This is a genomic window from Pseudomonas sp. IPO3774 (assembly GCF_013386835.1).
Lineage (GTDB): Bacteria > Pseudomonadota > Gammaproteobacteria > Pseudomonadales > Pseudomonadaceae > Aquipseudomonas.
This window is the reverse complement of record NZ_JACAQY010000027.1, coordinates 15233-41104: the sequence shown is the minus strand read 5'-3', so window position 1 is coordinate 41104 and position 25872 is coordinate 15233. Positions and strand designations below refer to the sequence as shown.

Sequence of the window (25872 nt, the reverse complement as noted above, 5' to 3'; positions counted from 1 at the left end):
GATAGAAATGCAGCCCGCCAAAACGGCGGGTACCCAGAGACTGACCCGGGTAAATTGTGGGAGTTTTAGAACAATACGTTATAAGGCAAAGAGCCTTGACGGGTTGCGAGCCCGTCATGGCCCTCAGGATTTGCCTGGGTTACCGCGGATCAGGGCACGCAGCGCGAACCGATTGGGGTGACAGGCTTCGCTGACATTGCGCGGCAGCGGCAGGGGCTCATTGTCGAGCCAGGCGGCCAGCAGCTCTGCGCAGAGTGGCGCGGTGACCAGCCCCCGTGAGCCATGGCCACTGTTGATATACACGCCGTGCAACCACGGGCACGGCGCATCAGGGACCTGCCGGGCGTCTTTGCCGAGGGCGGCGTAGGTGTGATCAAACGCCTCTCGCTGCGCCAGCGGCCCGACGATCGGCAGGTAGTCCGGGCTGGTGCAACGGAAGGCGGCGCGGCCTTCGAGCTGTTCGGGTGCCAGGCTGTCGGCGCCCAGGCGTTGCAGCAAATCGAGGGAGATTTCCCGCAGCATCTGCAGATTGCCCGCGTGCTCGGCCACCGTGGGCGTAAGGTCATCGCTCTTGAAGTCGAAACTGGCACCGAGGGTGTGCTCGCCCAGGCGTGGCGGGGCGACGTAGCCCTCGGCGCACACCACTGTGGCCAACGCCTGGCTTTGCGCCGTTTGCGGCAGGCGAGTGATTTGCCCGCGGATGCGCTTGAGGGGCAAGTCAGCGCTGAAGGAAAACCGCTTGATCTCGGCGGCGCCGGCCAGCACGACCACACTGGCTTGAGCCAGAACCGTATCGCCCTGCAACGCCTGCCACTGACTGTCGACCTGCTTGAGCTCAAGGGCGTCGTGGTGCTGGAGCACTTCGATCAGCGGGTGCCTGGCTTGCCATTCGCACAGCGCCGGCGGGTGAACCCAGCCGCCTTCGGGGAAGAACAAGCCGCCGTGCTCCAGCGTTATCCCGGCGCGCGCCTGTGCCTGCTCTTTATCCAGCAGGTGCAACAGGTCCGGGGCAAAAGCGCCGGCCAGTTGTGCCTGGCGCTCGGCTTCCTTGGCGTTGAAGGCCAGTTGCAGCACGCCGCAGCCATCCCAGTCCACGCCACGTTGCAGGTGTTCCAGCAGGCGCCGGGTGTGGCCGAAACCGCTGAGAATCAACTGCGAAAGTGCCGTGCCATGGGCGGAAAGCTTGAGGTACAACACCCCTTGCGGGTTGCCGGAGGCTTCCTGCGCGAGCGCTGCGTGGCGTTCCAGCAAACTGACGCGCCAGCCGCGTGCCGCCAGGCTGGCCGCCGTGGCGCAACCGGCCAGGCCACCACCGATGACCAGTGCATGGCGTTCACCGGAAACCGCAGGTGGGCGCGCAAACCAGGGTTTTGCCGCGGCAGGCGCAGGCGTTTCAGCGGGCCAGCCGAGAAACTCACCCCGCAGGATTTCCCACTTGTGGCCGATGCCGGGGGTGCGCTTCATCTTGAACCCGGCGGCGTTGATCAACCGCCGTACCCAGCCGGTGCTGGTAAAGGTGCTGATGGTCGAGCCCGGCGCCGCCAGCCGCGCCAGTTCGGCGAACAGCTCGGCAGTCCACATGTCGGGGTTCTTGGCCGGGGCGAAACCGTCGAGGAACCAGGCGTCGACTTGCGCGTCCAGTTGCGGCAATTGCTCCAGGGCGTCGCCGATCAGCAACGTCAGGGTGACTCGACCGTTATCCAGTACCAGCCGCTGGAAGCCTTGGTGAATCGCGATGTATTGCGCCAACAGTTGCTCGGCGAACGGTGCCAGTTCCGGCCAGAGGGCGAGGGCGCGCTGCAGGTCGGCGTGGCTCAGCGGGTACTTTTCCACGCTGACAAAATGCAGGCGCGCACCCGCCTCCGCGTGTTGATCAAACAACTGCCAGGCGCACAAAAAATTCAGGCCGGTGCCGAAGCCCGTCTCACCAATCACCAAGCGCCCGCCCACCGGCAGCGCCGCAAAACGTTCCTGCAGACGGTTCTGTTCGAGGAACACGTAGCGGGTTTCGTCAAGGCCCGACTTGTCGGAGAAGTACACGTCATCGAAGACCCGCGAGTGCGGGCGACCTTGGTCATCCCAGTCAAGCTGGGCGTGGGATACGGGGTTCATGAGCGGCTCGGCAAAGGCAAGGCGGCCATTCTAGCTGATCAACAGGGTTGTCATTGATCCATGGCAAGCCGCTGCGGAATTTCCTGCCACGTGTTGTTGCCCAATCCGCTAGTCTTGATCACTTCTGGAACGGAGCCGCCCATGTTCGAATCTGCCGAAATCGGTCACGCCATCGACAAAGACACCTACGACGCCGAAGTGCCGGCCCTGCGTGAAGCCTTGCTGGAAGTGCAGTACGAACTGCAACAGCAGAAGCGCTTCCCGGTGATCATCCTGATCAATGGCATCGAAGGCGCGGGCAAGGGTGAAACCGTCAAATTGCTGAATGAATGGATGGACCCGCGCCTGATCGAGGTGCGCACCTTCGACCAGCAGACCGACGAAGAACTGGCCCGCCCACCGGCCTGGCGCTACTGGCGCCAGCTTCCGGCGAAAGGCCGCATGGGGATCTTTTTTGGTAACTGGTACAGCCAGATGCTGCAGAGTCGCGTCCATGGCGAGATCAAGGACGCGCGGCTGGACCAGGCCATCGCCGGGGCCGAGCGCCTGGAAAAGATGCTGTGTGATGAAGGTGCGCTGATCTTCAAGTTCTGGTTTCACCTCTCCAAGAAGCAAATGAAATCCCGGCTCAAGGCCTTGCAGGACGACCCACTGCACAGCTGGCGCATCAGCCCGCTGGACTGGCAGCAGTCCAAGACCTACGACAAGTTTGTGCATTTTGGTGAGCGCATCCTGCGCCGCACCAGTCGTGACTATGCGCCTTGGTATGTGATCGAGGGTGTCGATGCGCACTACCGCGGGCTGACCGTCGGCAAGATCCTGCTCGAAGGCCTGCAAAACGCCTTGAAAGTGCCCAAGGGTAAAGCCAGCGGCATGAACCCGGCGCCGCTGCCATCGGCGGTTGACCAGATGAGCCTGCTGAACAGCCTGGACATGACCCTGAGCCTTGAAAAGGACGATTACGAAGAACAACTGATTACCGAGCAGGCGCGGTTCTCCGGGCTGATGCGCGACAAACGCATGCGCAAGCACGCGTTGGTGACAGTGTTTGAAGGCAACGACGCGGCGGGCAAGGGTGGGGCCATCCGGCGTGTGGCGGCTGCCCTCGATCCCCGGCAGTACCACATCGTGCCGATCGCCGCGCCCAGTGAAGACGAGCGCGCCCAGCCTTACCTGTGGCGTTTCTGGCAGAAGATTCCGGCGCGGGGCATGTTCACCGTGTTCGACCGCTCCTGGTATGGCCGGGTGCTGGTGGAACGCATCGAAGGCTTCTGCACGCCGACGGACTGGATGCGCGCCTACGGCGAGATCAACGACTTCGAAGAGCAACTGCGCGACGCCGGGGTGATCGTGGTCAAGTTCTGGCTGGCGATCGACAAGCAGACGCAGCTGGAGCGGTTCCAGGCCCGCGAGGAAATTCCGTTCAAACGCTTCAAGATCACCGAGGACGACTGGCGTAACCGCGAGAAGTGGGACGACTACCGGGCGGCGGTGGGCGACATGGTAGACCGCACCAGCACCGAGATTGCGCCGTGGACGCTGGTTGAAGCCAACGACAAGCGCTGGGCGCGGGTGAAGGTACTGCGCACCATCAACCGGGCGCTGGAGGAAGCGTTCGACAAGACCGACAAGCATGACAAGAAGAAGTAACGCCATGCTTTTGCATACGCGGGGTGAATGATTGTCGCGGTTGAAGAGGGCGGGATCTATGCTCGATCCATCTCTCAACAACCACAACAATTGAGGTAGCCCATGCGTGAAGTAGTGATCGTCGACAGCGTGCGAACCGGCCTGGCCAAGTCCTTTCGCGGCAAGTTCAACCAGACCCGTCCCGATGACATGGCTGCCCATTGCGTGAACGCGTTGCTGACCCGCAACGGCATCGACCCGGCCACGGTCGAGGACTGCATCGTCGGCGCCGGTTCCAACGAAGGTGCCCAGGGCTACAACATCGGCCGCAATGTGGCGGTGTTGTCGCAACTGGGTACCGGTACGGCGGGCATGACCCTCAACCGTTTCTGTTCCTCGGGGTTGCAAGCGATTGCGATCGCCGCGAACCAGATTGCTTCCGGTTGCAGCGAGATCATCGTGGCCGGAGGGGTCGAGTCCATCAGCCTGACCATGAAGAGCGTCAACACCGATAACCTGATCAATCCGTTGCTCAAGGAGCAGGTGCCGGGCATTTACTTTCCCATGGGGCAGACGGCGGAAATCGTTGCGCGGCGGTATCACGTCAGTCGTGAAGAGCAGGATCTGTATGCGCTGCAAAGCCAGCAGCGTACGGCTCAGGCCCAGGCTGACGGGTTGTTCGATGATGAAATCGTGCCGATGGCGGTGAAGTACAAGGTTGAAGACAAGAACACTGGCGCGGTGCAGGTGTTGGAGGGGGTGGTGGATCGGGATGATTGCAATCGTCCGGATACGACGTTGGCCAGTCTTGCGGGATTGAAGCCGGTGTTTGCGGAGGATGGGTCGGTGACGGCGGGGAATTCGTCGCAGTTGTCTGATGGGGCTTCCATGACACTGGTGATGAGCCTGGAAAAAGCGCTGGAACTGGGGCTTAAGCCCAAGGCGTTTTTTCGCGGGTTTACGGTGGCGGGGTGTGAGCCGGATGAGATGGGGATCGGGCCGGTGTTTTCGGTGCCCAAGTTGCTCAAGGCCCGTGGGCTGGCGGTGGCGGATATTGATTTGTGGGAGTTGAATGAGGCGTTTGCCTCGCAGTGCCTTTATGCGCGTAATCGGCTGGAAATTGATAACGCCAAGTACAACGTCAACGGTGGGTCGATTTCCATCGGGCATCCGTTTGGGATGACGGGGTCGCGGCAGGTGGGGCATCTGGTGCATGAGTTGCAGCGGCGCAAGTTGCGTTACGGCATTGTCACTATGTGTGTGGGCGGCGGCATGGGGGCCACCGGCTTGTTCGAAGCCGTACGCTGACTCAGTGTGGGAGTGGCGGTGCGACGATTCGACTTGCTCGCGAATGCGGCGGGGCAGTCGATGAAAATGTTGGCTGATAGACCGCCTTCGCGAGCAAGCCCGCTCCCACATTTGATCAGCACCGTATCCCAATCCGTTCACATCCCCCTAGAATGCACCTCCTCCACCTCAGGCATTCGGGGCACTCATGCACATCTCATCGGGCCGTTGGGTCTACGGTTTATCCCTGGCCCTGCTGACCGCGCTGCTCTGGGGCATTCTGCCGATCAAACTCAAACAGGTCTTGCAGGTGATGGACCCCGTCACCGTCACCTGGTTTCGCCTGGTCGTCTCCGGCAGTTGTCTGTTTATCTATCTCGCCGCCGTAAGGCGCCTGCCCAGCTGGCGTTCCCTCGGACCAAAAGGTGGCTGGCTGGTAGCAATCGCCGTGTGCGGCCTGATGGGCAACTACGTGCTCTACCTGGTCGGCCTCAAACTGCTGAGCCCCGGCACCGCGCAACTGGTGGTACAGGTGGGCCCGATCTTCCTGATGATCGCCAGCGTCTTCGTGTTCAAGGAACGCTTCAGCCTCGGCCAGGGCATGGGCCTGCTGGTGCTGATCATCGGCTTCGGCCTGTTCTTCAACCAGCGCCTGACCGAGTTGTTGACCTCCCTGGGCAGCTACACCGCCGGGGTGCTGACGATTCTCTTGGCCACCACCATCTGGACCTTCTACGCCCTGGGCCAGAAGCAGTTGCTGACGGTATGGAATTCGTTGCAGGTGATGATGGTGATCTACCTGTCCTGCGCGCTCTTGCTGACGCCATGGGCGCACCCGATGGAAGCGCTGCAACTGAGCCCGCTGCAAGGCTGGCTGCTGCTGGCCTGCTGTTTCAATACGCTGATTGCCTACGGCGCATTCGCCGAAGCCCTGGCCCACTGGGAAGCCTCGCGGGTCAGCGCCACCCTGGCGCTGACGCCATTGGTGACTTTCGTCGCGGTAGCGCTGGCCGCCTGGATGTGGCCCGAGTATGTGCACGCCGAAGACATCAATGCCCTCGGCTACGGCGGTGCCGTGTTGGTGGTGCTGGGGTCTGCGACCGTGGCGTTGGCGCCGTCGCTGTTCGCCGGGCTCAGGGCCCGGCGTGCACGATTGGCGTCTTAATGACCAGCTTCCAACATGTTTTCCGGACGCACCCACTGGTCGAACTCTTCGTCCGTGAGATAGCCCAGCTTCAGCGCTGCTTCCCGTAGGGTCAGCCCTTCGGCATAGGCCTTCTTGGCAATCTCGGCGGACTTGTCGTAGCCGATGTGCGGGTTCAGCGCAGTCACCAGCATCAGGCCACGCTCAAGGTGCGCGGCCATTTGCTCGGCGTCGGGTTCCAGGCCGGCGATGCAGTGCTCCTGGAAGTTGCTGCAACCGTCGGCCAGCAGGCGGATCGATTCCAGCAGGTTGTGGATGATCACCGGCTTGTACACGTTCAACTGCAAGTGGCCCTGGCTGGCGGCGAAGCCAATGGTCACGTCATTGCCCAGCACCTGGCAAGCCAGCATCGACAGCGCTTCGCACTGGGTCGGGTTGACCTTGCCGGGCATGATCGAGCTGCCCGGTTCATTCGCCGGCAACTTGACTTCCGCCAGCCCGGCACGCGGGCCGGAGCCCAGCAGGCGCAGGTCGTTGGCGATTTTCATCAGGGCCACGGCCAGGGTCTTCAAGGCGCCGTGCAGGGTGGTCAACGGCTCATGGCCCGACAGCGCGGCGAATTTGTTCGGGGCGGTGACAAACGGCAGGCCCGACAGCGCGGCCAATTCCGAGGCAATCGCCTCGCCAAAACCGTGGGGTGAATTGAGCCCGGTGCCGACGGCAGTACCACCCTGGGCCAGTTCACACACGGCGGGCAGGGCGCTGCGGATCGCGCGTTCGGCGTAGTCGAGTTGCGCTATAAAGGCCGAGACTTCCTGGCCGAAGGTGATGGGCGTCGCATCCATCATGTGGGTGCGGCCGGTTTTCACCAGCTTCATGTGGCGCGCCGACAACTCTGCCAAACCACCAGACAGTTCACGGATCGCCGGCAACAGCTTCTCGGTGACGGCCTGCACGGCGGCGATGCTCATGGCGGTGGGGAAGCAGTCGTTGGAGCTCTGGGAACGGTTGACGTGGTCGTTGGGATGCACCGGGCTCTTGCCGCCACGGGGCTTGCCCGCCAGCTCGTTGGCACGGCCGGCGATCACTTCGTTGGCGTTCATGTTGCTCTGGGTGCCGCTGCCGGTCTGCCACACCACCAGGGGAAACTGGTCGTCGTGTTCGCCGGCGAGCACCTCGTCAGCGGCCTGTTCGATCAGCCGGGCGATGTCGGCGGGCAGGTCGCCATTGCGGTCGTTGACTCGGGCCGCAGCCTTCTTGATCAGGGCCAGGGCGTGCAACACAGCCAGGGGCATGCGCTGGTCGCCGATGGCGAAGTTCACCAGCGAGCGTTGGGTCTGCGCGCCCCAGTAAGCGTCATCCGGAACTTGCACTTCTCCCAGGCTGTCGGTTTCGATACGGCTCATCGGGCACACTCCTTCAGGTTCGTTTGCGCAGTTTAGGCCCTGATCGCCCGGTGGGGTTCCCTTAAAAGACTTTTCATCGGATTAAGCCCCGCAAAACCAGGCCCCACAAGGCGTGGGGTTGAGCCGCGGCGTTTTTTAGGCGCAGAATGGGCGCCCTTGGGGTCTTACCTCGCCTGCTAGAAAAGGAAACTCGATGACTCGTCTTCGTGCCATCTGTACCGCGGTTGCTCTGGTATGTGCCAGCGGCCAGGTTTTTGCCGATACCGCCAGCCACAACGCCAGTGCCGAAGCCTTCCTTACCCTGGCCCATGCCGACAAGCTGGGTACCCCGGTGTACATGCAAGTGCAACAAATGTTCGCCCAGCGTTTCGAGCAGACCAAGGCGCCTGCTTCCAAGCAAACCGTCCTGGACACCTACCAGGCCAAGGCCAACACCGCCCTGGACCAGGCCATCGGCTGGAACAAGCTCAAGCCGGACATGATCAAGCTCTACACCGACAACTTCAGCGAATCCGAGCTCAAGGACCTGGTTGCGTTCTACCAGTCGCCACTGGGCAAGAAAGTCCTGGAGAAAATGCCCCAGCTGACCCAGCAATCGGCCCAGATGACCCAGGCCAAGCTGGAAAGCGCGGTACCTGTGGTGAACAAGCTGCTGGAAGACATGACCAACGAGCTGACGCCAAAAGCCCCGGCCCCGGCCAAGAAGAAGTAAACAGGAATGACCATGCAACAGCGTATCGAATCGGCACTCGTCGCCCTGAGCCCGGAACACTTGAGCGTGCTGGATGAAAGCCATATGCACAGCCGTGGGTTGCAGACCCACTTCAAGGCCGTGCTGGTCAGCCAGCAGTTCGAGGGCCTCAACCGCGTCAAGCGCCACCAGAAGGTCTATGCCACGTTGGGTGACCTGATGAGCGAATTCCATGCGTTGGCGCTGCATACCTACACGCCTGAAGAATGGGCGAAAATCGACGCAGCCCCGGCCTCGCCGACCTGCGCCGGCGGTCACTGACACTGTGGCACATCAGCTTGATGTGGCGAGGGAGCTTGCTCCCGCTGGGCTGCGCAGCAGCCCTTCTGCCAATCACCGCGATCTTTCTGAAAGGTTGCAACTGCCTGGTTGGGGCCGCTCCGCAGCCCAGCGGGAGCAAGCTCCCTCGCCACAGTAAGAGGCGGTCCATAATCGTCGCCATTTTTGTTAGAATCCGCAACGCGCCGCTCAGTCGGCGCGTTTTTTTTGCATCCGGTTCACCCTTTACGAGGGTAGCCACCTGGAGAGAACACCCATGACTCAACCGATTGTCGTGGCGGCACTGTATAAGTTCGTCACCCTCGAAGATTACGTCGCCCTGCGCGAGCCACTGCTGCAGGCGATGGTCGACAACGGCATCAAAGGCACCTTGCTGATTGCCGAAGAAGGCATCAACGGCACCGTTTCCGGCAGCCGCGAAGGCATTGATGGCTTGATGGCCTGGCTCAAGAACGACCCGCGCATGGACGACATCGACCATAAAGAGTCGTACTGCGACGAGCAGCCGTTCTACCGCACCAAGGTCAAGCTCAAGAAAGAAATCGTGACCCTGGGCGTCGAAGGCGTCGACCCGAACAAGAAAGTCGGCACCTACGTCGAGCCGCAGGACTGGAATGCGCTGATCAGCGACCCTGAAGTGCTGCTGATCGATACCCGCAACGACTACGAAGTGTCCATCGGCACCTTTGAAGGCGCGATCGACCCGAAGACCACCAGCTTCCGCGAATTTCCCGACTACATCAAAGCCAACTTCGACCCGGCCAAACACAAGAAAGTCGCCATGTTCTGCACCGGCGGCATTCGTTGCGAAAAGGCCTCGAGCTATATGCTCAGCGAGGGTTTCGACGAGGTGTATCACCTCAAGGGCGGCATCCTGAAGTACCTCGAAGAGGTGCCGCAGGAAGAAACCAAGTGGCAGGGCGACTGCTTTGTGTTCGACAATCGCGTGACCGTGCGCCACGACTTGAGCGAAGGCGACTACGATCAATGTCATGCCTGCCGCACACCGGTCAGCGTCGAGGACCGTGCATCCGAACACTATGTAGCTGGCATCAGTTGCCCGCATTGCTGGGATAAGCTTTCAGAGAAGACCCGTCGCAGCGCGATCGACCGGCAAAAGCAGATTGAACTGGCCAAGGCCCGCAATATGCCGCACCCGATTGGCTACAACTACAAGCAATCCCCATCCTCCGAGGCCTGAGCCATGTCCGCACGCCTGCTCTATGTAATGGATCCGATGTGCTCCTGGTGCTGGGGTTTCGCCCCGGTGGCCAAGGCGCTGGTTGAGCAGGCCCAGGCCGCAGGCGTGGAGCTGCACCTGGTGGTGGGCGGCTTGCGCACCGGCAGTGGCGCGGCGCTGGAGCCGACGACCCGGCGCTATATTCTTGAGCATTGGCAGGCCGTGACCGACGCCACCGGCCAGCCGTTCAAGCGTGAAGGTGCACTGCCTGATGGTTTTGTCTACGACACCGAGCCTGCTTGCCGCGCTGTGGTCACTGCCCGCAGCCTGGCGCCGGATTGCGCGTGGAAACTGCTGGGCCTGATCCAGCAGGCGTTCTACGTCGAAGGGCGCGATGTGACTCGCGCCGACGTATTGGTGGAACTGGCCGAGACCGCTGGTGTGCCGCGTATCGAGTTCGCCGAAGCTTTTGACCGCGCCGACCAGCACGCGGCCACCGCGGCGGATTTCACCTGGGTCCAGGACCTGGGCATCGCCGGTTTCCCGACCTTGCTGGCGGAGCGTAATGGGCAACTGGCGCTGCTGACCAACGGCTATCAGCCGCTGTCCGAATTGGCGCCGCTGCTGAGCCGCTGGCTGGAGCGAGCTGCCTGTGCATGATCAGCCCGATCCCGTTGAGCAACCCAAGCGTGTCGACCGGCTGACCTGGGCGGAAGTCCGCCGCCTGGCGCTGCATCACAAGAAATCCCTGTGGATCGCCAATGGCGTCGCCGTGCTGGCGACCTTGTGCAGCGTGCCGATTCCATTGCTGCTGCCGTTGCTGGTGGACGAAGTGCTGCTGGGCCATGGCGATGCGGCACTGAAGGTGATGAACCACGCATTGCCCCTGGGTTGGCAGAAGGCCGCCGGCTATATCGGCCTGATGCTGCTGGTGACCTTGCTGCTGCGTTGCGGCGCCCTGGTGTTCAACGTGCTGCAGGCGCGGTTGTTTGCTCGACTGGCCAAGGACATCGTCTATCGCATTCGCGTGCGGCTGATCGAGCGCCTCAAGCGCATTTCCCTCAGCGAATACGAAAGCCTGGGCAGCGGCACGGTGACCACGCACCTGGTCACCGACCTGGACACGGTGGACAAATTCGTCGGTGAAACCCTCAGCCGGTTCCTGGTGGCGATGCTCACCCTGGTAGGCACCTCCGGGATCCTGATGTGGATGCACTGGAAGCTGGCACTGTTGATCCTGCTGTTCAACCCGCTGGTGATCTACGCCACGGTGCAGTTGGGCAAGCGGGTCAAGCACCTGAAGAAGCTGGAAAACGACAGCACATCGCGTTTCACCCAGGCGCTGACCGAAACCCTCGATGCGATCCAGGAAGTGCGTGCCGGCAATCGCCAGGGCTTTTTCCTCGGGCGCCTGGGCCAGCGGGCCCAGGAAGTGCGGGATTTTGCGGTCAATTCCCAGTGGAAAAGCGACGCCTCCAGCCGCGCCAGTGGCTTGCTGTTCCAGTTCGGTATCGACATCTTCCGTGCGGCGGCGATGCTGACGGTGCTGTTTTCCGACCTGTCCATCGGCCAGATGCTCGCGGTGTTCAGTTACCTGTGGTTCATGATCAGCCCGGTGGAACAGTTGCTCAACCTGCAATACGCCTACTACGCGGCGGGCGGGGCGCTGACGCGGATCAACGAACTGCTGGCCCGCGCCGATGAACCGCAATACGCGGGCGGTGCCGATCCGTTTACCGGACGCGAGACCGTCGGCATCGAAGTGCGCGGCCTGAATTTCGGCTACGGCGAGGAACTGGTGCTGGACCAGTTGAACCTGAACATCGCCCCGGGTGAAAAAGTCGCGATTGTCGGCGCCAGCGGCGGCGGCAAAAGTACCCTGGTGCAACTGTTGCTGGGGCTGTATACGCCGCAGGCCGGCAGCATTCGCTTCGGTGGTTCGACCCAGCAGGAAATCGGCCTGGAGACGATTCGCGAGAATGTCTCCGTGGTGCTGCAGCACCCGGCACTGTTCAATGATACGGTGCGCGCCAACCTGACCATGGGCCGCGAGCGCAGCGACCAGGCCTGTTGGCAGGCGCTGGAAATTGCCCAGCTGGATGCGACCGTCAAGGCGCTGCCGCTGGGCCTGGACAGCGTGGTCGGACGCTCCGGCGTGCGCTTTTCCGGTGGGCAGCGTCAACGCCTGGCCATTGCCCGGATGGTGCTGGCGGAGCCGAAAGTGGTAATACTCGACGAGGCCACCTCGGCCCTGGATGCGGCAACCGAATACAACCTGCACCAGGCGCTGGCGCGGTTTCTCAGTGGCCGTACCACCTTGATCATCGCCCACAGGCTGTCGGCGGTGAAACAGGCGGATCGGGTATTGGTGTTCGATGGCGGCCATATTGCCGAAGATGGCGACCATCAGCAGTTGATTGCTGATGGTGGCTTGTACGCCAAACTTTACGGACACTTGCAACAAGTGCGGTGATTTAGCCTACGCTGAGCTATCAGGAGCGGTTTTCACTCGCGTGCGTATTTTAGTTGTGCATGTGCAAGGGACCTCATGAAGCAAAAGCAGACTCTCGGAACCCCTCGGTTATTGGGCATTGTGTGGCCTTTTATCGCCGTCGTGCTGTTCCAGGCATTGTTAGGCTGCGTCAGTCTCTACGTACTCTCGGCGGTGCGCGGTTATGTGGCGGGCGAAAGCCTGTGGTCCAAGGGCCAGAAAGACGCGATCTTTTACCTGACGCTCTACGCCGACAGTCGCGACGAAGCCACCTACCTCAAATACCAGAACGCGATTGCCGTACCCCAGGGCGGGCATGAGCTGCGGCTGGCCCTGGACCGCCCGACGCCGGACCTGCCTGCCGCGCGCCAGGGCATCCTCAAGGGCGGTAACCACCCTGACGACGTTTCCAGCCTGATCTGGCTGTACCTCAACTTCCGCCATTTCAGTTACCTGGAAAAAGCCATCGAACTGTGGACGGTGGGCGATGGCTACCTGGTGCAACTGGACGACCTGGCCCAGGAGATGCACCGAGCGATCATGGCCAATCAGGTCAGCAGCAGCGACGTACACCGCTGGAAGCAGCGGATCTTCGCGATCAACGACGGGGTGACGCCGGCCGCGAAAGCCTTCAGCGATGCCCTGGGTGAAGGCTCGCGGATGATTCTGCGCCTGCTGCTGGTGACCAACCTGGCCACGGCACTGGGCTTGATCGTGCTGGCGCTGTTGCGCACCCACAAGCTGCTGGCCCAGCGGCATGCGTTTGCCGACGCGCTCCAGTTGGAGAAGGAGCGGGCGCAGATCACCCTGGAGTCGATTGGCGACGGAGTGATCACCACCGATGTCGACGGCGCCATTGCGTATATGAACCCGGCCGCCGAAGCCCTGACCCATTGGAAAGCCGCCCAGGCCCAGGGGCTGCCGCTGGCGGCGCTGTTCAACCTGCTGGACGAAAATGCCCAGGCCGACGGCTTTACCCTGATCGAACACATATTGGGCGGCCAGCTCGGTGGGGGCAGCGAGCATTCCAAGCTGATCCAGCGCCTGGACGGCACCACCGTGTCCGTCACCCTGGTGGGCGCGCCGATCCGCAGTGCCGGCAAAGTCGTCGGCGCGGTGCTGGTGTTGCACGACATGACACAGGAGCGCCAGTACATCGCCAACTTGTCCTGGCAGGCCACCCACGACGCCTTGACCGGCCTGGCCAACCGCCGCGAGTTCGAGTTCCGCCTGGAGCAGGTGCTGCACAGCGTCGGGCGCCAGCAAACCGGGCGCCATGCCTTGATGTTCCTCGACCTGGACCAGTTCAAGCTGGTCAACGACACCTGCGGGCATGCCGCGGGGGATGAACTGTTGCGGCATATCTGCGCGCTCTTGCAGTCCGACCTGCGTGAAGGTGACACCCTGGCCCGGCTGGGCGGCGACGAGTTCGGCATCCTGCTGGAGAACTGCCCGGCGCCGGTGGCGGAAAAAATCGCCGAAAGCCTGCGCCACACCGTGCAGAGCCTGCACTTTGTGTGGAAGGGCAGGCCGTTTGTCACCACCGTGAGCATTGGCCTGGTGCACATCACGCACGCCCCGACCACCCTGGAGACTTCCCTGCGAGCCGCCGACATGGCGTGCTACATGGCCAAGGAAAAGGGCCGCAACCGGGTGCAGGTGTATCACGCCGATGACTCGGAATTGTCCCTGCGCTTTGGCGAGATGGCCTGGGTGCAGCGCCTGCACATGGCGCTGGAAGAGAACCGTTTTTGCCTATACGCCCAGGAAATCGCGCCCCTTGGGCACACCGAACAGGGGGATGGGCATATCGAAATCCTGCTGCGCCTGCATGACGAGGCGGGGCGGATCATCCTGCCGGACAGTTTTATCCCGGCCGCCGAGCGTTACGGCTTGATGACCTCCCTGGACCGTTGGGTGGTGGAAAACGTGTTCAAGATCATCGCGGGCTGCATGCGTGAGCGCCCGGGCCGGCCCATGGCCATGTGTGCGATCAATCTGTCAGGCACTACCATCGGCGATGAGGACTTTCTTGGGTTCCTGCGTGAGCAATTCATTGCCTATGGCATTCCACCGGAAATGATTTGTTTTGAAATTACAGAAACCAGCGCTATAGCGAATTTGGGTAGTGCGATTCGTTTTATCAACGAGCTCAAAGAGTTAGGGTGCCATTTCTCCCTGGATGACTTCTGCGCCGGGATGTCCTCGTTCGCATATCTTAAACATTTACCTGTAGACTTCTTGAAGATCGATGGAAGTTTCGTAAAGGATATGCTGGACGACCCGATTAACCGCGCTATGGTCGAAGTGATCAATCACATCGGTCACGTCATGGGTAAGCGCACAATTGCCGAATTTGTCGAGACACCCCAGATCGAACAAGCCTTGCTTGAGATCGGGGTCGACTACGCTCAGGGATACCTGATCGAGCGACCGCAGTTGTTTACCTTTGATAGTTTGCAGTGTCGACCTGTGCGACCGCAGCCTCTGTTATTCAAGGCGCCTGGCACGTTCCGATGAAACATTTGCTGGTCTGTACATATCACAAATCAAAAGGAGCCCGACAGTGATCGACACATTCAACAGAACCGGCCCGCTTATGGAAGCCTCAAGTTACCCCGCCTGGGCGCAACAGCTGATCCAGGACTGTAGCGAGAGCAAGCGTCGCGTTGTCGAACACGAACTGTACCAGCGCATGCGCGATAACAAGCTCAGCGCCAAGACCATGCGCCACTACCTGATTGGTGGCTGGCCGGTGGTTGAACAGTTTGCGTTGTACATGGCACAGAACCTCACCAAGACCAAATTTGCCCGCCATCCTGGGGAGGACATGGCGCGCCGCTGGCTGATGCGCAATATTCGCGTGGAACTCAACCACGCCGATTATTGGGTGCATTGGGCCCGCGCCCATGGTGTCAGCCTGGAAGAATTGCAGGCACAGGAAGTGCCGCCGGAGCTGCATGCACTGAGCCACTGGTGCTGGCACACCAGCTCGGCCGATTCGCTGATTGTCGCGATTGCCGCCACCAACTACGCCATCGAGGGGGCCACTGGGGAGTGGTCCGCCGTGGTGTGTTCCACCGGCGTCTATGCCGCGGCTTTCCCTGAGGAAGACCGCAAGCGCGCGATGAAGTGGCTGAAGATGCATGCCCAGTACGATGACGCACATCCCTGGGAAGCCCTGGAAATCATCTGCACCCTGGCCGGCATGAACCCGACCAAGGAACTGCAGGTAGAGCTGCGCCAGGCGGTCTGCAAGAGCTACGACTACATGTACCTGTTCCTGGAACGTTGCATGCAGCTGGAAAAGTCGGTGGCCGCCCCCCGCAAACAACCCGCCCTGGTTGCCAGCGAGGCGTAAACGGGGTGATGGCGGGGTAAATTACCCCGCCATTGCCAGCCGATTGCGGCCTTCACGCTTGGCCACATACAAGGCACTGTCCGCCCGGCGCAACAGGCTCTCGGCGGACTCTCCCGCCAGCAAGGTCGAGCAGCCCAGGCTCACCGTCAATTCGATCCGCTCGTCATCCGCCCAATAATCCTGGGCCTGTGCCGCCTGGCGCAGGCGCTCGCCGACCATCGACGCCGCGTCCCGGCCGGTGTTGGACAGCAGAATCAGAAACTCTTCCCCGCCAAACCGGAACACCATGTCCACGTTGCGCAGCTGGCTCTTGATCGAGGCGGCGACCGCCTTGAGCACCTTGTCGCCCGTGGCATGGCCGTGGCTGTCGTTGATGTGCTTGAAGTGGTCGATGTCCAGCATCAGCAAGGACAGGGGTTGCAGGTGCCGGCGAGCCATGTCGATTTCCCGTTGCAGGGTCTGGTCCATGGCGATGCGGTTACCGGTTTCGGTCAGTGGGTCGCGCAGGGCACTGCGAGTCGCCGCACGGTAGAGCAGGGCATTGCGCATCGGGTAGAGCAAGGTGGCCAGCAGCGATTCCAGGTTGGCCAGTTCGTCTTCGAGAAAGCGTTGGTTGCGCCGAAACACCAGTTCGCCAAGGTGCTCGCCTTCATGGCTGAGGGCATAGCTCACCGAATGATGGCCGCGGTGACCGTACTCCAGGCGCAGGTCGCTGGCTTCGTGGCGGTATTGCAGGGCGTCCAGCGGCACCAGGCGTTGGATCTCGCGGAAGAACAACGCAAGGATATGCTCCGGCTCCAGGCTGGTTTGCAATTGCATGCCCAGTTGCTGGCGAAGTTGCTCAACCGTCGCGGGGCGTCGTGTAAGAAGGGAAGGCTGACCAAAGCCCAGGCGTTGCAATTTGGCGCTGTCGAAGTCAATTGCGTTGGTCTGGGTCGGTGTTTTCATAAGCGAATGAGCCTCTAAGCACAAAACTGTCTTACAGGCTGGGTGAGAGCGTCGTACTGTTCCTTCAGTTCCGTAGGACTGACGTACAGTCTAGCCCGGTTTGCCTAAGGGTATAACTGCCGCACGTCTTATAGCCGGGGCCGCGTCGCCGCGGGCCCCGGGTTAGGGCTTATTGTTTTTGCGGGTCGAACTGCTTGTCGCGGATAAACAGCGCTGGGATCACGCCGCAGATAAAGTACGCGCCGCCCATGACCAGGAATCCCACGCCAATCGAGCCATGGGACGCCAGGAAACCAATGGCTGCCGGTGCCACCGCCGCGCCGATTCGGCCAATGTTGTAGGCGCCGCCCACTGCCGAGCCGCGAAATTTCGCTTCGAAGCTTTCGGTCATGTAGGTCGCATTCACGCCGTAGGGGATGCCGTACAGGAAGCCGAACACAATCAGCATCCACAGGATGTTGTCCGGGCTCTGGAACAGCACGATCACCGGCAGGAAAATCGCCGTGCCCAGCGCGCCGACGGCGAACACCAGGCGCCGGCCCAGGCGGTCTGCCGCGAGCCCGGCGAGGATCTTGCCGAAAATCATCGCCGCGTAGGTGCCGACCATGTAGCTGGTCATCGACTTGAAGTTCATCCCCAGCTCGCCTTCCAGGTACGACGGCATCCAGTTGTTCACGCCGTAGTAGCCGAACTGCAGGAAGCCTGCGGTCAGTGCCCAGAGGATAAACATGCGGCTGGCTTTCGGGTCGCTGAAGATCAGCTTGAACATGCCGTCGGGTTTCTTCGCCGACACGCGCTTGATGCCTTCGGCCTTTTCCCGGGCACGTTCGGCCTGGGCCTTGATCCAGGCTTGCGGCTCCGGCACCAGGCGTTGCATCAGTACGGCGAGGATCACCGGGATGATCGCCACGTAGAACAACCAGCGCCAGCCGTGGTTCGGCAGGATCCAGCCGGCGAGCAGGGTGGCGACGATATAGCCCACCGACCAACCGGCCTGCAAGGTGCCGAGCACGGTGGTGCGATAGCGGGTCGGCACGTATTCGGCCATCAGGGTGTTGCACGCGACATACAGCGCGCCGAGTCCCAGGGACGCGAAGAAACGGGTGCTCGCGAACTGCCAATAGCTGTGGGTCATGCCCAGGATCGCCGTGCCGGCGGAGAACAGCACGATGCTCCAGACCACGGTTTTCACCCGGCCAAAACGGTCACAGGCCCAACCGCCGTAAATCCCGCCGATGGCCATCCCGGCCAGGGTGAAGCTGCCCAGGCTGCCGGCTTCGACGCTGGTCAGGCCGAACTCGGCCTTGAGGCTGCTGAGGCTGTAGGACAGCAGCATCAAGTCGGCACCGTCGATCAGCAGGCCGAGGAAGCAGAAGATGAATACGATGATCCACAGTTTGTTTTGCGCGGGCGACAACGCACCCGCCGAAGCGGCGACTTCCATAGCGATACCTTGTTGTAGTTGTTAGGGCACAAGTTATGGGTGTTGCGGTAATGCGGTTGGAACACGGTCAAAATGTGGGAGCGGGCTTGTTCGCGAAAACGGTGTGTCAGTTAATGCATCCGGTGGCTGATGTACCGCATTCGCGAGCAAGCCCGCTCCCACATGGGTTTTGTGTTGTTCCCGGGGTTCAGTGCTTGGCCTCGCGAATCATGTTGCGGGCGATCACCAATTGCTGGATCTGCGTAGTGCCTTCATACAGGCGGAACAAGCGCACATCGCGATAGAACCGCTCGATGGCGTACTCGCTCACATACCCGGCACCGCCGTGAATCTGCACACAACGGTCGGCCACGCGGCCGCACATCTCCGTGGCGAACATTTTCGAGCAGGACGCTTCGGTGCCGATGTTCAGGCCTTCGTCACGCTTGCGCGCGGCGTCCACCACCATGCAGCGGGCGGCGTAGATCTCGGCCTTGCTGTCGGCGAGCATCGCCTGGATCAGCTGGAACTCGGCGATCGGCTGGCCGAACTGCTTGCGCTCCAGGGCGTAGTTCAGGGCATCGTTGAGCATGCGCTCGGCGGCCCCGACGCTGACGGCGGCAATGTGCAGGCGGCCCTTGTCGAGCACCTTCATTGCGGTCTTGAACCCCACGCCTTCGACGCCACCGATCAGTTGGTCGGCCGGTACGCGCACGTTGTCGAATATCACGTCGCACGTGTGGGCGCCTTTCTGGCCCATCTTGTGGTCGCGCTTGCCCAGGGACAGGCCGGGGGTGTTGCGCTCGACAATGAATGCACTGATGCCGCCCGCGCCCTTGATGTCCGGGTTGGTACGGGCCATCACCGTGTAGATCCCGGCGTGGGGGGCGTTGGTGATAAAGCGCTTGGTGCCGTTGATGACATAGTGGTCACCGTCGCGCACCGCCGTGGTTTTCAGCGAGGCGGCGTCGGAGCCGGAGTCCGGCTCGGTCAGGCAGAACGAACTGAGCAGTTCACCGCTGGCGAGTTTCGGCAGGTAGTGCTGCTTCTGCGCCTCGGTGCCGTCCAGCAGGATGCCGATGGAGCCGATGCCGTTGTTGGTGCCGAAGTAGGAGCGGAATGCCGGCGAGGTGCGGCCCAGTTCAAAGGCCACATTGACCTCTTCTTCCATGGTCAGCCCGAGGCCGCCGTAGGCTTCGGGCAGGGTCAGGCCAAACAGGCCCAGCTCGCGGAACTGGCTGACGATATCCGCCGGGACGTCATCGGTCTCGGCCAGTTCGTTTTCCCGGGGGATCAGCGCCTCGTTGACGAACTGCTGCAGGGTTTCCAGCAACAGATGAAGCGTTTCGGGGTCTCGGATCATGTGCATTCCTCAGCGGCCCGTTCGGCGGGCCTGTTGTCGTCAATCTGCCGAGGCCTTGCACCGATCTGTCTAGCGGGTGGCGGCCTCGATGTTGTTCACCATGTGCTTGAGACGGGGCCCGATGTCGTCCTCGAGTTTCTCCCGGGAAAGGTGAAAACTCGGCCCGCCACAGTTGAACGTCAGCAGCCCATGTTGTGCATGCAGCAGCGGTACGGCGATGGCGTTTACATCGCGGTGCCACTCACCGATCGACATGCAGTAGCCGAAATCGGTGTAATCCCGGAAGGCACGTTCCAGACCCTTCCTGATGCCCGGCCAGTCCTCCAGATGACGTTGGCGGATATGGTCGAGGATAAATTCCCGCTCGTTTTCCGGCATCGCTGCCAGGCAGGCGCGGCCTGCGGAACTCAAGTGCAACGGCAACCGTGTGCCGACCTGGCGGCGCATGGTCATGTTGGCTTCACCCTGGACCACGTCCAGGTAAACCATGTCCAGGCGGTCCCGCGTGGCCATCGCCACCGCGGCCTGGGCGTACTTGGCCATCGTCTCCATCAGCGGATGGGCCACGGCCCGCACCGACAGGTTCGACAGCATTGCGTAACCGAATGCCATCACGCCCACATCCAGCTGATACCGGCCTGACTGCGGCAGGTGCTTGAGATAGCCCAAGCGGGTCAGCGTATGGGTCATCCGCGTAATCGTCGGCTTTGGCAGCCCGGTCTTGCGCGCCAGCTCCTGGTTACCCAGCACGCTTTCGCTGGGGGTGAAGCAGCGCAGCAATTCCAGGCCACGGGCCAGGGCGGTGACGAACTGGCGGTCCTTGTCTTCTTCCTCGTCGGCATTCATCGGATCGATCAGCAAGTGCTCGAAGGCGTGGTTGCCGGCAGGTGTTTCGGGTGTGTTCGGGTCCAGGTTTCGACGGCGCATGTTAGTCCCCCTTTTTTTAGAAAATCAACAAAACAAAATTGTATTCCGCACAGCGAAACCAATCAACTTTGCGTGGTGTTGTCTTTTTGTTTAATAAAACTCGTCTAAACAAAGAGTTATAGCCCGATTTATCGGAGGTTCAGGTTTTTACGTTTACATCACGGCAACTCGGTCCTTATGATTATCGCTAAATACGGAATGTTGTTTCGCATAGCGAAACTGGCGATATCCGAACTAACAAGAACATTGCAGCAGGAGAATTTGTGGCCAGCCTCGACCAACCCGTAGTGCACCTCGACGTCCAGGACAATGGCGTCGCCGTGGTACGCATCCACCGTCCCGAAGTGAAAAACGCCTTGAACGCCCAGGTTCGCGAAGAGCTGGCCGAGCACTTTCGTGCCCTGGCCAAGCGCCGTGATGTGCGCGCCATCGTGCTTACCGGCGGCGACCAGTTCTTCGTGGCCGGTGCCGACATCAAGGAATTCGCCAGCGCCAGCCCGATCGAGATGTATCGCCGCCACACCGAATACCTGTGGGAAGCCATCAGCCGCTGCCCCAAGCCGGTGATCGCCGCGGTGAACGGGTTTGCCCTGGGCGGCGGTTGTGAGCTGGCCATGCATTGCGACCTGATCGTCGCCGGGGAATCGGCGCGCTTCGCCCAGCCCGAGGTCAAGCTGGGCCTGATGCCGGGCGCCGGTGGCACCCAGCGCCTGGTGCGCGCCGTGGGCAAGTTCCAGGCCATGCGCATCGCGTTGACCGGCTGCATGGTCAAGGCCCCGGAAGCCCTGGCCATGGGCATGCTCAGCGAAGTGGTGGCGGATGACCAGACCATCCCCCGCGCCCTGGAACTGGCCGCGCAGATCGCCGCCTTGCCGCCACTGGCGGTGGAACAGATCAAGGAAGTGATGCTGGCCGGCGCCGACCTGCCGCTGGAAAGCGCGCTGGTGTTGGAGCGCAAGGCCTTTCAACTGCTGTTCGATTCGGCAGACCAGAAGGAGGGCGCCGCGGCGTTCTTCGAAAAACGCACCGCGAACTACCTGGGGGAATGACAATGGCTGATTCAATCAAGATCATGGGCCTGGTAGGCACCGGCGTGATGGGCGCCGGGATTGCTCAGATTGCCGCTCAGGCGGGCGTGTTGGTGCGCTTGTTCGATGCCCGCGACGGTGCGGCGCAAACCGCTCGGGATAACCTCGGCGCCACGCTCTCGAAGCTGGCCGCCAAGGGCAAGATCACCCAGGCAGGGGTGGACGCTGCGCTTGCGAACCTGCAAGTTGCCGCCACCATTGAGGCGCTGCACGACTGCGACCTGGTGGTGGAAGCCATTGTCGAAAACCTCGAGGCCAAGCGCGGCCTGTTGCAGCAGCTGGAAGGTGTGGTCAGCGCGGCGTGCATCCTCGCCACCAACACCTCGTCGCTGTCGGTCACGGCCATCGCCACCGGCTGCCAACACCCTGAGCGGGTCGCCGGGCTGCACTTTTTCAACCCGGTACCGTTGATGCGCGTCGTCGAAGTAATCGACGGCCTGGCCACCGCACCGAAGGTCGGCGATGACCTGTTGGCCTTCGTCGCCCGTACCGGCCATCGCGGCGTGCGCGCCAAGGACACTCCGGGTTTCATCGTCAACCACGCCGGCCGTGCGTACGGCACCGAAGCCTTGAAGATGCTCGATGAAGGCATTGCCGAGCGTGGCGACATCGACCGTATCCTGCGTGAAGGCGCAGGCTTTCGCATGGGGCCGCTGGAACTGCTGGACCTCACCGGGCTCGACGTTTCCCACCCGGTGATGGAGTCGATCTACAACCAGTTCTATCAGGACCCGCGCTACAAACCATCGCCCTTGACCCGCCAGATGCTGGTGGGCGGACGCTTCGGGCGCAAGAGCGGGCAGGGCTTCTACCGCTATGAAAATGGCCAGGTGGTGGACGGCCCGCAGCCGCAGCCGGTGCCTTCCATCAAGCAATTCCCGCCGGTATGGATCGCCACCGAAAACGCCGAAGACTACGAGCGCCTCAGCGCCCTGGTGATCGAGTTGGGCGCACACCTTGAAAGCGCGGCGCAGCCTTCGCCTGAAGCGTTGTGCCTGCTGGCGCCCTACGGTCTCGACGCCACCTCGGCCAGCGAGCGCTTCCACACTGACCCGGCACGCACCCTGTGCATCGACCTGCTGACCGACCTGTCGCGCCACCGCACCCTGATGCAAAACCCGCTGACGTCCACCGCCACCCGCGATGCCGCCCACGCGTTGCTCGCCAATGACGGTGTAGGTGTGACAGTGATCAGCGACAGCGTCGGCTTCGTTGCCCAGCGCACCCTGGCGATGGTGGTCAACCTGGCCTGCGACATTGCCCAGCAACGCATCGCCAGCGTCGACGATATTGACCAGGCCGTACAACTCGGCCTGGGTTATCCACAAGGCCCGCTCGCCTGGGGCGATGCCCTCGGGCCACGGCGCATCCTCACGATTTTGCAACGCATGAGCGAACTTACCCACGACCCACGTTATCGCCCCAGCCCCTGGCTGCGGCGGCGTGCGGCGCTGGGGATTTCCCTGCGTCATGAAGAGCCGGCAGTCGGCTGATTTCGATTCATCACAGGACAAGAATAATGGGTGCATTGACAGGTTTGCGGGTGCTGGACTTAAGCCGGGTATTGGCCGGGCCCTGGTGTGGCCAGGTGTTGGCCGACCTGGGCGCGGAAGTGATCAAGATCGAACGGCCACAGAGTGGCGACGATACCCGCGGCTGGGGCCCGCCGTGGATGAAGACCGACACCGGCGAGTCGTCCGGGCAGGCGTCTTATTACCAGTCCACCAACCGCGGCAAACTATCCGTGGCCATTGACCTGGCCACCAGCGAAGGCCAGGAACTGGTGCGGGCCCTGGCGGCCAGCTCCGACGTACTGATCGAAAACTACAAGGCCGGTTCCCTGGCGCGTTATGGCCTGGATTACGCGACCCTGGCCGAGATCAATCCACGGTTGGTGTACTGCTCCATCACCGGCTTCGGCCAGACCGGCCCGCGCGCCGAAGAACCCGGCTACGACTTCATCATCCAGGGCATCGGCGGCCTGATGAGCATCACCGGCGAACGCGACGACCTGCCCGGCGGCGGCCCGCAAAAAGTCGGCGTGGCGTTCTCCGACCTGATGACCGGCCTGTATTCCACCGTCGCGATCCAGGCCGCACTGCTCAGCCGCGAACGCACCGGCGTTGGCCAACACATCGACATGGCGCTGCTGGATGTACAAGTGGCAACCCTGGCCAACCAGAGCATGAACTACCTGGCCTCGGGCAAGGTGCCGCAGCGTTTCGGCAACGCCCACGCCAACATCGTGCCGTACCAGGTGTTCCGCGCCGCCGACCGCGACTTCATTATTGCCTGCGGCAACGACAGCCAGTTTGTAGCGCTGTGCCACAGCATCGGTTTGCCGCACCTGCCGGAAGACCCGCGCTTTCGGCGCAATGCCGATCGGGTTGCGCATCGGGCGGAGATTGTCGAACTGTTGTCGGCGCACTTCCTGGGGCGCACGGCGGACGAGTGGGTGGCGAGTATTCACGCCTCGAAAGTACCGGTGGGGGCGATCAACAACATCGCGCAATCCCTGGAAGAGCCGCAGGTGATTGCCCGTGGGTTGATGGTGAAGATCCCGCATCCCAGGAATCCGCAGTTCGAGATGGTCGGCAGCCCGATCAAGATGTCGGGCACGCCGGTAGAGTATGTAAGGCCGGCGCCGATGTTGGGGCAGCATACCGATGAGGTACTGGGCGAGCGCCTCGGCTTGTCGGCAGAGCAGTTGGGGCAGCTCAAGGCAGGAGGGGTGATTGAGCAACTTGACTGAAGGATGGCGGCCCATAAGGCCGCCATCTTTGCGCACGACTTTTTAGCGCGCGACTTCTTTAAGGTAGGCAGTTCGGGCCGCAACGGCAGTCGGCGTGAAATCCGTAAACACACCGTCAACACCGGCGCGGAAAAAGGCCATGTATTCCGCCGCCGGGCTGCCCTTGTAGGCACCTGCCAGGTATTTGGCTTCGTTGCGGAAGGTGAAAATATGCACGAACAGGCCGGCCTTGTGCGCATCGCTGATCAGGCTGGTGGGCTTGACAGTGTCGACCTCGGGCAAGCCGGGGTTTTGCGCTGAAGCGGTGGTCAGCAACATCGCTTGCGGCTTCCACGGCCCGATGCCGTCGGCATAGGTCTTGACCTCGGCCAGCCCGGCCGGGGTCAGCATCGCACCAAAGGCGCGTGGGTCGCCGGCGACGGTCCAGCTGTAGGGGCGGCCGCTGACGAAGGTGTTGGGTTTGTCGGTGATGAAAATGGTCTCGCCGGTCTTGAAGTTCACCCCGTTCCCATCCACCAGTTGAACCGCCCTGGATTGCAGGCCGATGGAGCGCAGGTATTTCAGGCTGTTCGGGTCGAAGCTCTGCACGAACACCGGCGCGTCTTTGCGATTGAGGTTGTTGTCTTCAAGGGTCTTGAGAAACGCCGCTTCGAACGGATGACTGCCCGGCGCGCCGCAGCCGTTGGCGATGGCCTGGGCATTGTTCCAGATCGGGTTCTTGCTTTCCGGGTAGGTGGTAATCACCCGGCCAGTGGCGGCGCTTTTGGCTTTCGCGATGTCGATCACTTCCTGGAAACTCAGGATCGGCAGCTTGCCGTTGAGTTCGGTCGGGCGCTCGTCGCGGGCATCATACGTCGTGCCGCCGATCCATTGCTTGAGTTCGGCCAGGGTGAAATCGCTGATTGACCAGTCGTTGGTATGGTCTTCGCCATCCACGATCAAGGACTTCAACACGGATTTTGGATCGTTGGGGTCAGTCAGATCACTCAGGTACTGGGCCGGGCCATTTTCTGCAGTGGCCGGATACCTGACGTTAACCAGTACACCCGGCACCGTGCGCTTGCGGCGTGCAACTTCGGGATTGGTCTTCGCGACGTCGCTGATGTTGGTGTTGTCGCTCAACCAGGGATTGTGCCGGGCCACCAATACACAGTCCTTGGTCATGTGCAGGTCCAGCTCCAGCGAATCCGCACCAGCGTCGGCTGCATGCTCGTAGGAGGCCCGGGTTTCTTCCGGGTACAGTCCTGGCAGGCCGCGATGGCCGATAACCAGCGGCGGTGCGCCGTCCAGGGTTTTGAACGAAGCAGGCGCGACAGGCGCGTTCCTGGTCACACTGTCACACGCGCTCACCGTCAGGCTGCATCCGATAACGATAAAACGGGCAAGCAGGGTTTTTACCGCTGGCGGGCCTGAGCGAGTGTGCATGTGTCGTCCTTCAAGAAGAGGGTAGGGGCGGGGTATCTGCGGATGTTGGCGTTGACGTATGACAGCGTCGTGACAGGAAGTGGCGTGGTGATTTTCCAGCGCGGCGCACCTGGGGTGAAGCAAAAATCTCACTGAATGCTTGACTTCTCCTTTTCAATCAGTAACATACGGCGCATTCCGCGATAGCTCAGTTGGTAGAGCAAATGACTGTTAATCATTGGGTCCCTGGTTCGAGTCCAGGTCGTGGAGCCAGATAGTAAAAAAGCCTGCAGCGATGCAGGCTTTTTTTTGCCTGGAATTTGTCCC

20 protein-coding genes and 1 tRNA gene are annotated in these 25872 nt (G+C 61.8%); 14 read left to right on the top strand and 7 right to left on the bottom strand.

All coding sequences use genetic code 11. From position 1 onward, the window contains the following. Window positions 1–123: 123 nt before the first annotated feature. Entirely contained in the window at window positions 124–2112 is a 1989-nt protein-coding gene (gene mnmC, locus HYE77_RS16100) for a bifunctional tRNA (5-methylaminomethyl-2-thiouridine)(34)-methyltransferase MnmD/FAD-dependent 5-carboxymethylaminomethyl-2-thiouridine(34) oxidoreductase MnmC (protein WP_177068993.1), read from the bottom strand. Between the two features lie 141 nt (window positions 2113–2253). Here mnmC and pap point away from each other — a divergent pair, with 141 nt between their 5' ends. From pap to HYE77_RS16085, 3 genes are all read left to right on the top strand, one after another. Then, window positions 2254–3762, top strand: coding sequence for a polyphosphate:AMP phosphotransferase (gene pap, locus HYE77_RS16095; protein ID WP_177068992.1), 1509 nt, complete (start codon window positions 2254–2256; stop codon window positions 3760–3762). A gap of 102 nt (window positions 3763–3864) precedes the next feature. After that, window positions 3865–5049, top strand: a complete 1185-nt coding sequence (locus HYE77_RS16090) for a thiolase family protein (RefSeq protein WP_177068991.1) — start codon at window positions 3865–3867, stop codon at window positions 5047–5049. A gap of 187 nt (window positions 5050–5236) precedes the next feature. Next, on the top strand, window positions 5237–6193 hold the full coding sequence (locus HYE77_RS16085) for a DMT family transporter (RefSeq protein ID WP_003216745.1): 957 nt from the start codon (window positions 5237–5239) through the stop codon (window positions 6191–6193). Here HYE77_RS16085 and HYE77_RS16080 read toward each other — a convergent pair. Further along, entirely contained in the window at window positions 6190–7578 is a 1389-nt protein-coding gene (locus HYE77_RS16080) for a class II fumarate hydratase (protein WP_003216744.1), read from the bottom strand. The two genes, HYE77_RS16085 and HYE77_RS16080, sit on opposite strands and share 4 nt — an antisense overlap. 193 nt (window positions 7579–7771) lie before the next feature. Here HYE77_RS16080 and HYE77_RS16075 point away from each other — a divergent pair, with 193 nt between their 5' ends. The 7 genes from HYE77_RS16075 to HYE77_RS16045 all read left to right on the top strand — a co-directional run bounded on the left by HYE77_RS16075 (window position 7772) and on the right by HYE77_RS16045 (window position 15640). After that, window positions 7772–8290: a DUF2059 domain-containing protein gene (locus HYE77_RS16075; RefSeq protein ID WP_003216742.1), complete on the top strand. Its 519-nt coding sequence runs from the start codon at window positions 7772–7774 to the stop codon at window positions 8288–8290. Between the two features lie 6 nt (window positions 8291–8296). Further along, window positions 8297–8590 carry a BolA family transcriptional regulator gene (locus HYE77_RS16070; RefSeq protein ID WP_003216739.1) on the top strand — a complete coding sequence of 98 codons (294 nt, stop codon included), beginning with the start codon at window positions 8297–8299 and terminating at the stop codon, window positions 8588–8590. Between the two features lie 274 nt (window positions 8591–8864). Further along, a complete protein-coding gene (locus tag HYE77_RS16065; protein WP_003216738.1) occupies window positions 8865–9809 on the top strand; it encodes a rhodanese-related sulfurtransferase in 945 nt (314 codons plus the stop codon). Between the two features lie 3 nt (window positions 9810–9812). Further along, complete coding sequence (locus HYE77_RS16060; protein WP_008433236.1) at window positions 9813–10448, top strand: DsbA family protein; 636 nt, start codon at window positions 9813–9815, stop codon at window positions 10446–10448. Further along, window positions 10441–12261: an ABC transporter ATP-binding protein gene (locus HYE77_RS16055; protein WP_003216734.1), complete on the top strand. Its 1821-nt coding sequence runs from the start codon at window positions 10441–10443 to the stop codon at window positions 12259–12261. Before HYE77_RS16060 ends, HYE77_RS16055 begins: the two co-directional genes overlap by 8 nt. A gap of 75 nt (window positions 12262–12336) precedes the next feature. Next, window positions 12337–14799, top strand: a complete 2463-nt coding sequence (locus HYE77_RS16050) for an EAL domain-containing protein (RefSeq protein ID WP_177068990.1) — start codon at window positions 12337–12339, stop codon at window positions 14797–14799. A gap of 79 nt (window positions 14800–14878) precedes the next feature. Next, window positions 14879–15640: a TenA family transcriptional regulator gene (locus HYE77_RS16045; RefSeq protein WP_218166164.1), complete on the top strand. Its 762-nt coding sequence runs from the start codon at window positions 14879–14881 to the stop codon at window positions 15638–15640. Between the two features lie 21 nt (window positions 15641–15661). On the opposite strand, the gene HYE77_RS16040 is transcribed toward HYE77_RS16045, so the two are convergent. From HYE77_RS16040 to HYE77_RS16025, 4 genes are all read right to left on the bottom strand, one after another. Further along, window positions 15662–16588, bottom strand: coding sequence for a GGDEF domain-containing protein (locus HYE77_RS16040; protein ID WP_003216729.1), 927 nt, complete (start codon window positions 16586–16588; stop codon window positions 15662–15664). Window positions 16589–16757: 169 nt separating this feature from the next. Continuing rightward, a complete protein-coding gene (locus HYE77_RS16035) occupies window positions 16758–18032 on the bottom strand; it encodes an MFS transporter (RefSeq protein ID WP_003216727.1) in 1275 nt (424 codons plus the stop codon). Window positions 18033–18219: 187 nt separating this feature from the next. Next, window positions 18220–19374 carry an acyl-CoA dehydrogenase family protein gene (locus HYE77_RS16030; RefSeq protein WP_003216725.1) on the bottom strand — a complete coding sequence of 385 codons (1155 nt, stop codon included), beginning with the start codon at window positions 19372–19374 and terminating at the stop codon, window positions 18220–18222. 69 nt (window positions 19375–19443) lie between these two features. Then, window positions 19444–20301 carry an IclR family transcriptional regulator gene (locus HYE77_RS16025; protein WP_087692954.1) on the bottom strand — a complete coding sequence of 286 codons (858 nt, stop codon included), beginning with the start codon at window positions 20299–20301 and terminating at the stop codon, window positions 19444–19446. Between the two features lie 263 nt (window positions 20302–20564). On the opposite strand from HYE77_RS16025, the gene HYE77_RS16020 reads away from it, so the two are divergent. Genes HYE77_RS16020 through HYE77_RS16010 form a run of 3 tightly spaced genes read left to right on the top strand, consistent with a single transcriptional unit; the run spans window position 20565 to window position 24141 of the window. Then, entirely contained in the window at window positions 20565–21350 is a 786-nt protein-coding gene (locus HYE77_RS16020; protein WP_010175990.1) for an enoyl-CoA hydratase, read from the top strand. A gap of 2 nt (window positions 21351–21352) precedes the next feature. After that, a complete protein-coding gene (locus tag HYE77_RS16015; RefSeq protein WP_177068989.1) occupies window positions 21353–22882 on the top strand; it encodes a 3-hydroxyacyl-CoA dehydrogenase in 1530 nt (509 codons plus the stop codon). Between the two features lie 26 nt (window positions 22883–22908). Then, entirely contained in the window at window positions 22909–24141 is a 1233-nt protein-coding gene (locus HYE77_RS16010; RefSeq protein WP_003216714.1) for a CaiB/BaiF CoA-transferase family protein, read from the top strand. Window positions 24142–24183: 42 nt separating this feature from the next. Here HYE77_RS16010 and HYE77_RS16005 read toward each other — a convergent pair whose 3' ends face one another. Next, on the bottom strand, window positions 24184–25566 hold the full coding sequence (locus tag HYE77_RS16005; RefSeq protein ID WP_177068988.1) for a glycerophosphodiester phosphodiesterase family protein: 1383 nt from the start codon (window positions 25564–25566) through the stop codon (window positions 24184–24186). Window positions 25567–25742: 176 nt separating this feature from the next. Between HYE77_RS16005 and HYE77_RS16000 the strand changes: the two genes are divergently transcribed. Further along, a tRNA-Asn gene (locus HYE77_RS16000) sits at window positions 25743–25818 on the top strand. The last annotated feature ends 54 nt before the right edge of the window (window positions 25819–25872 follow it).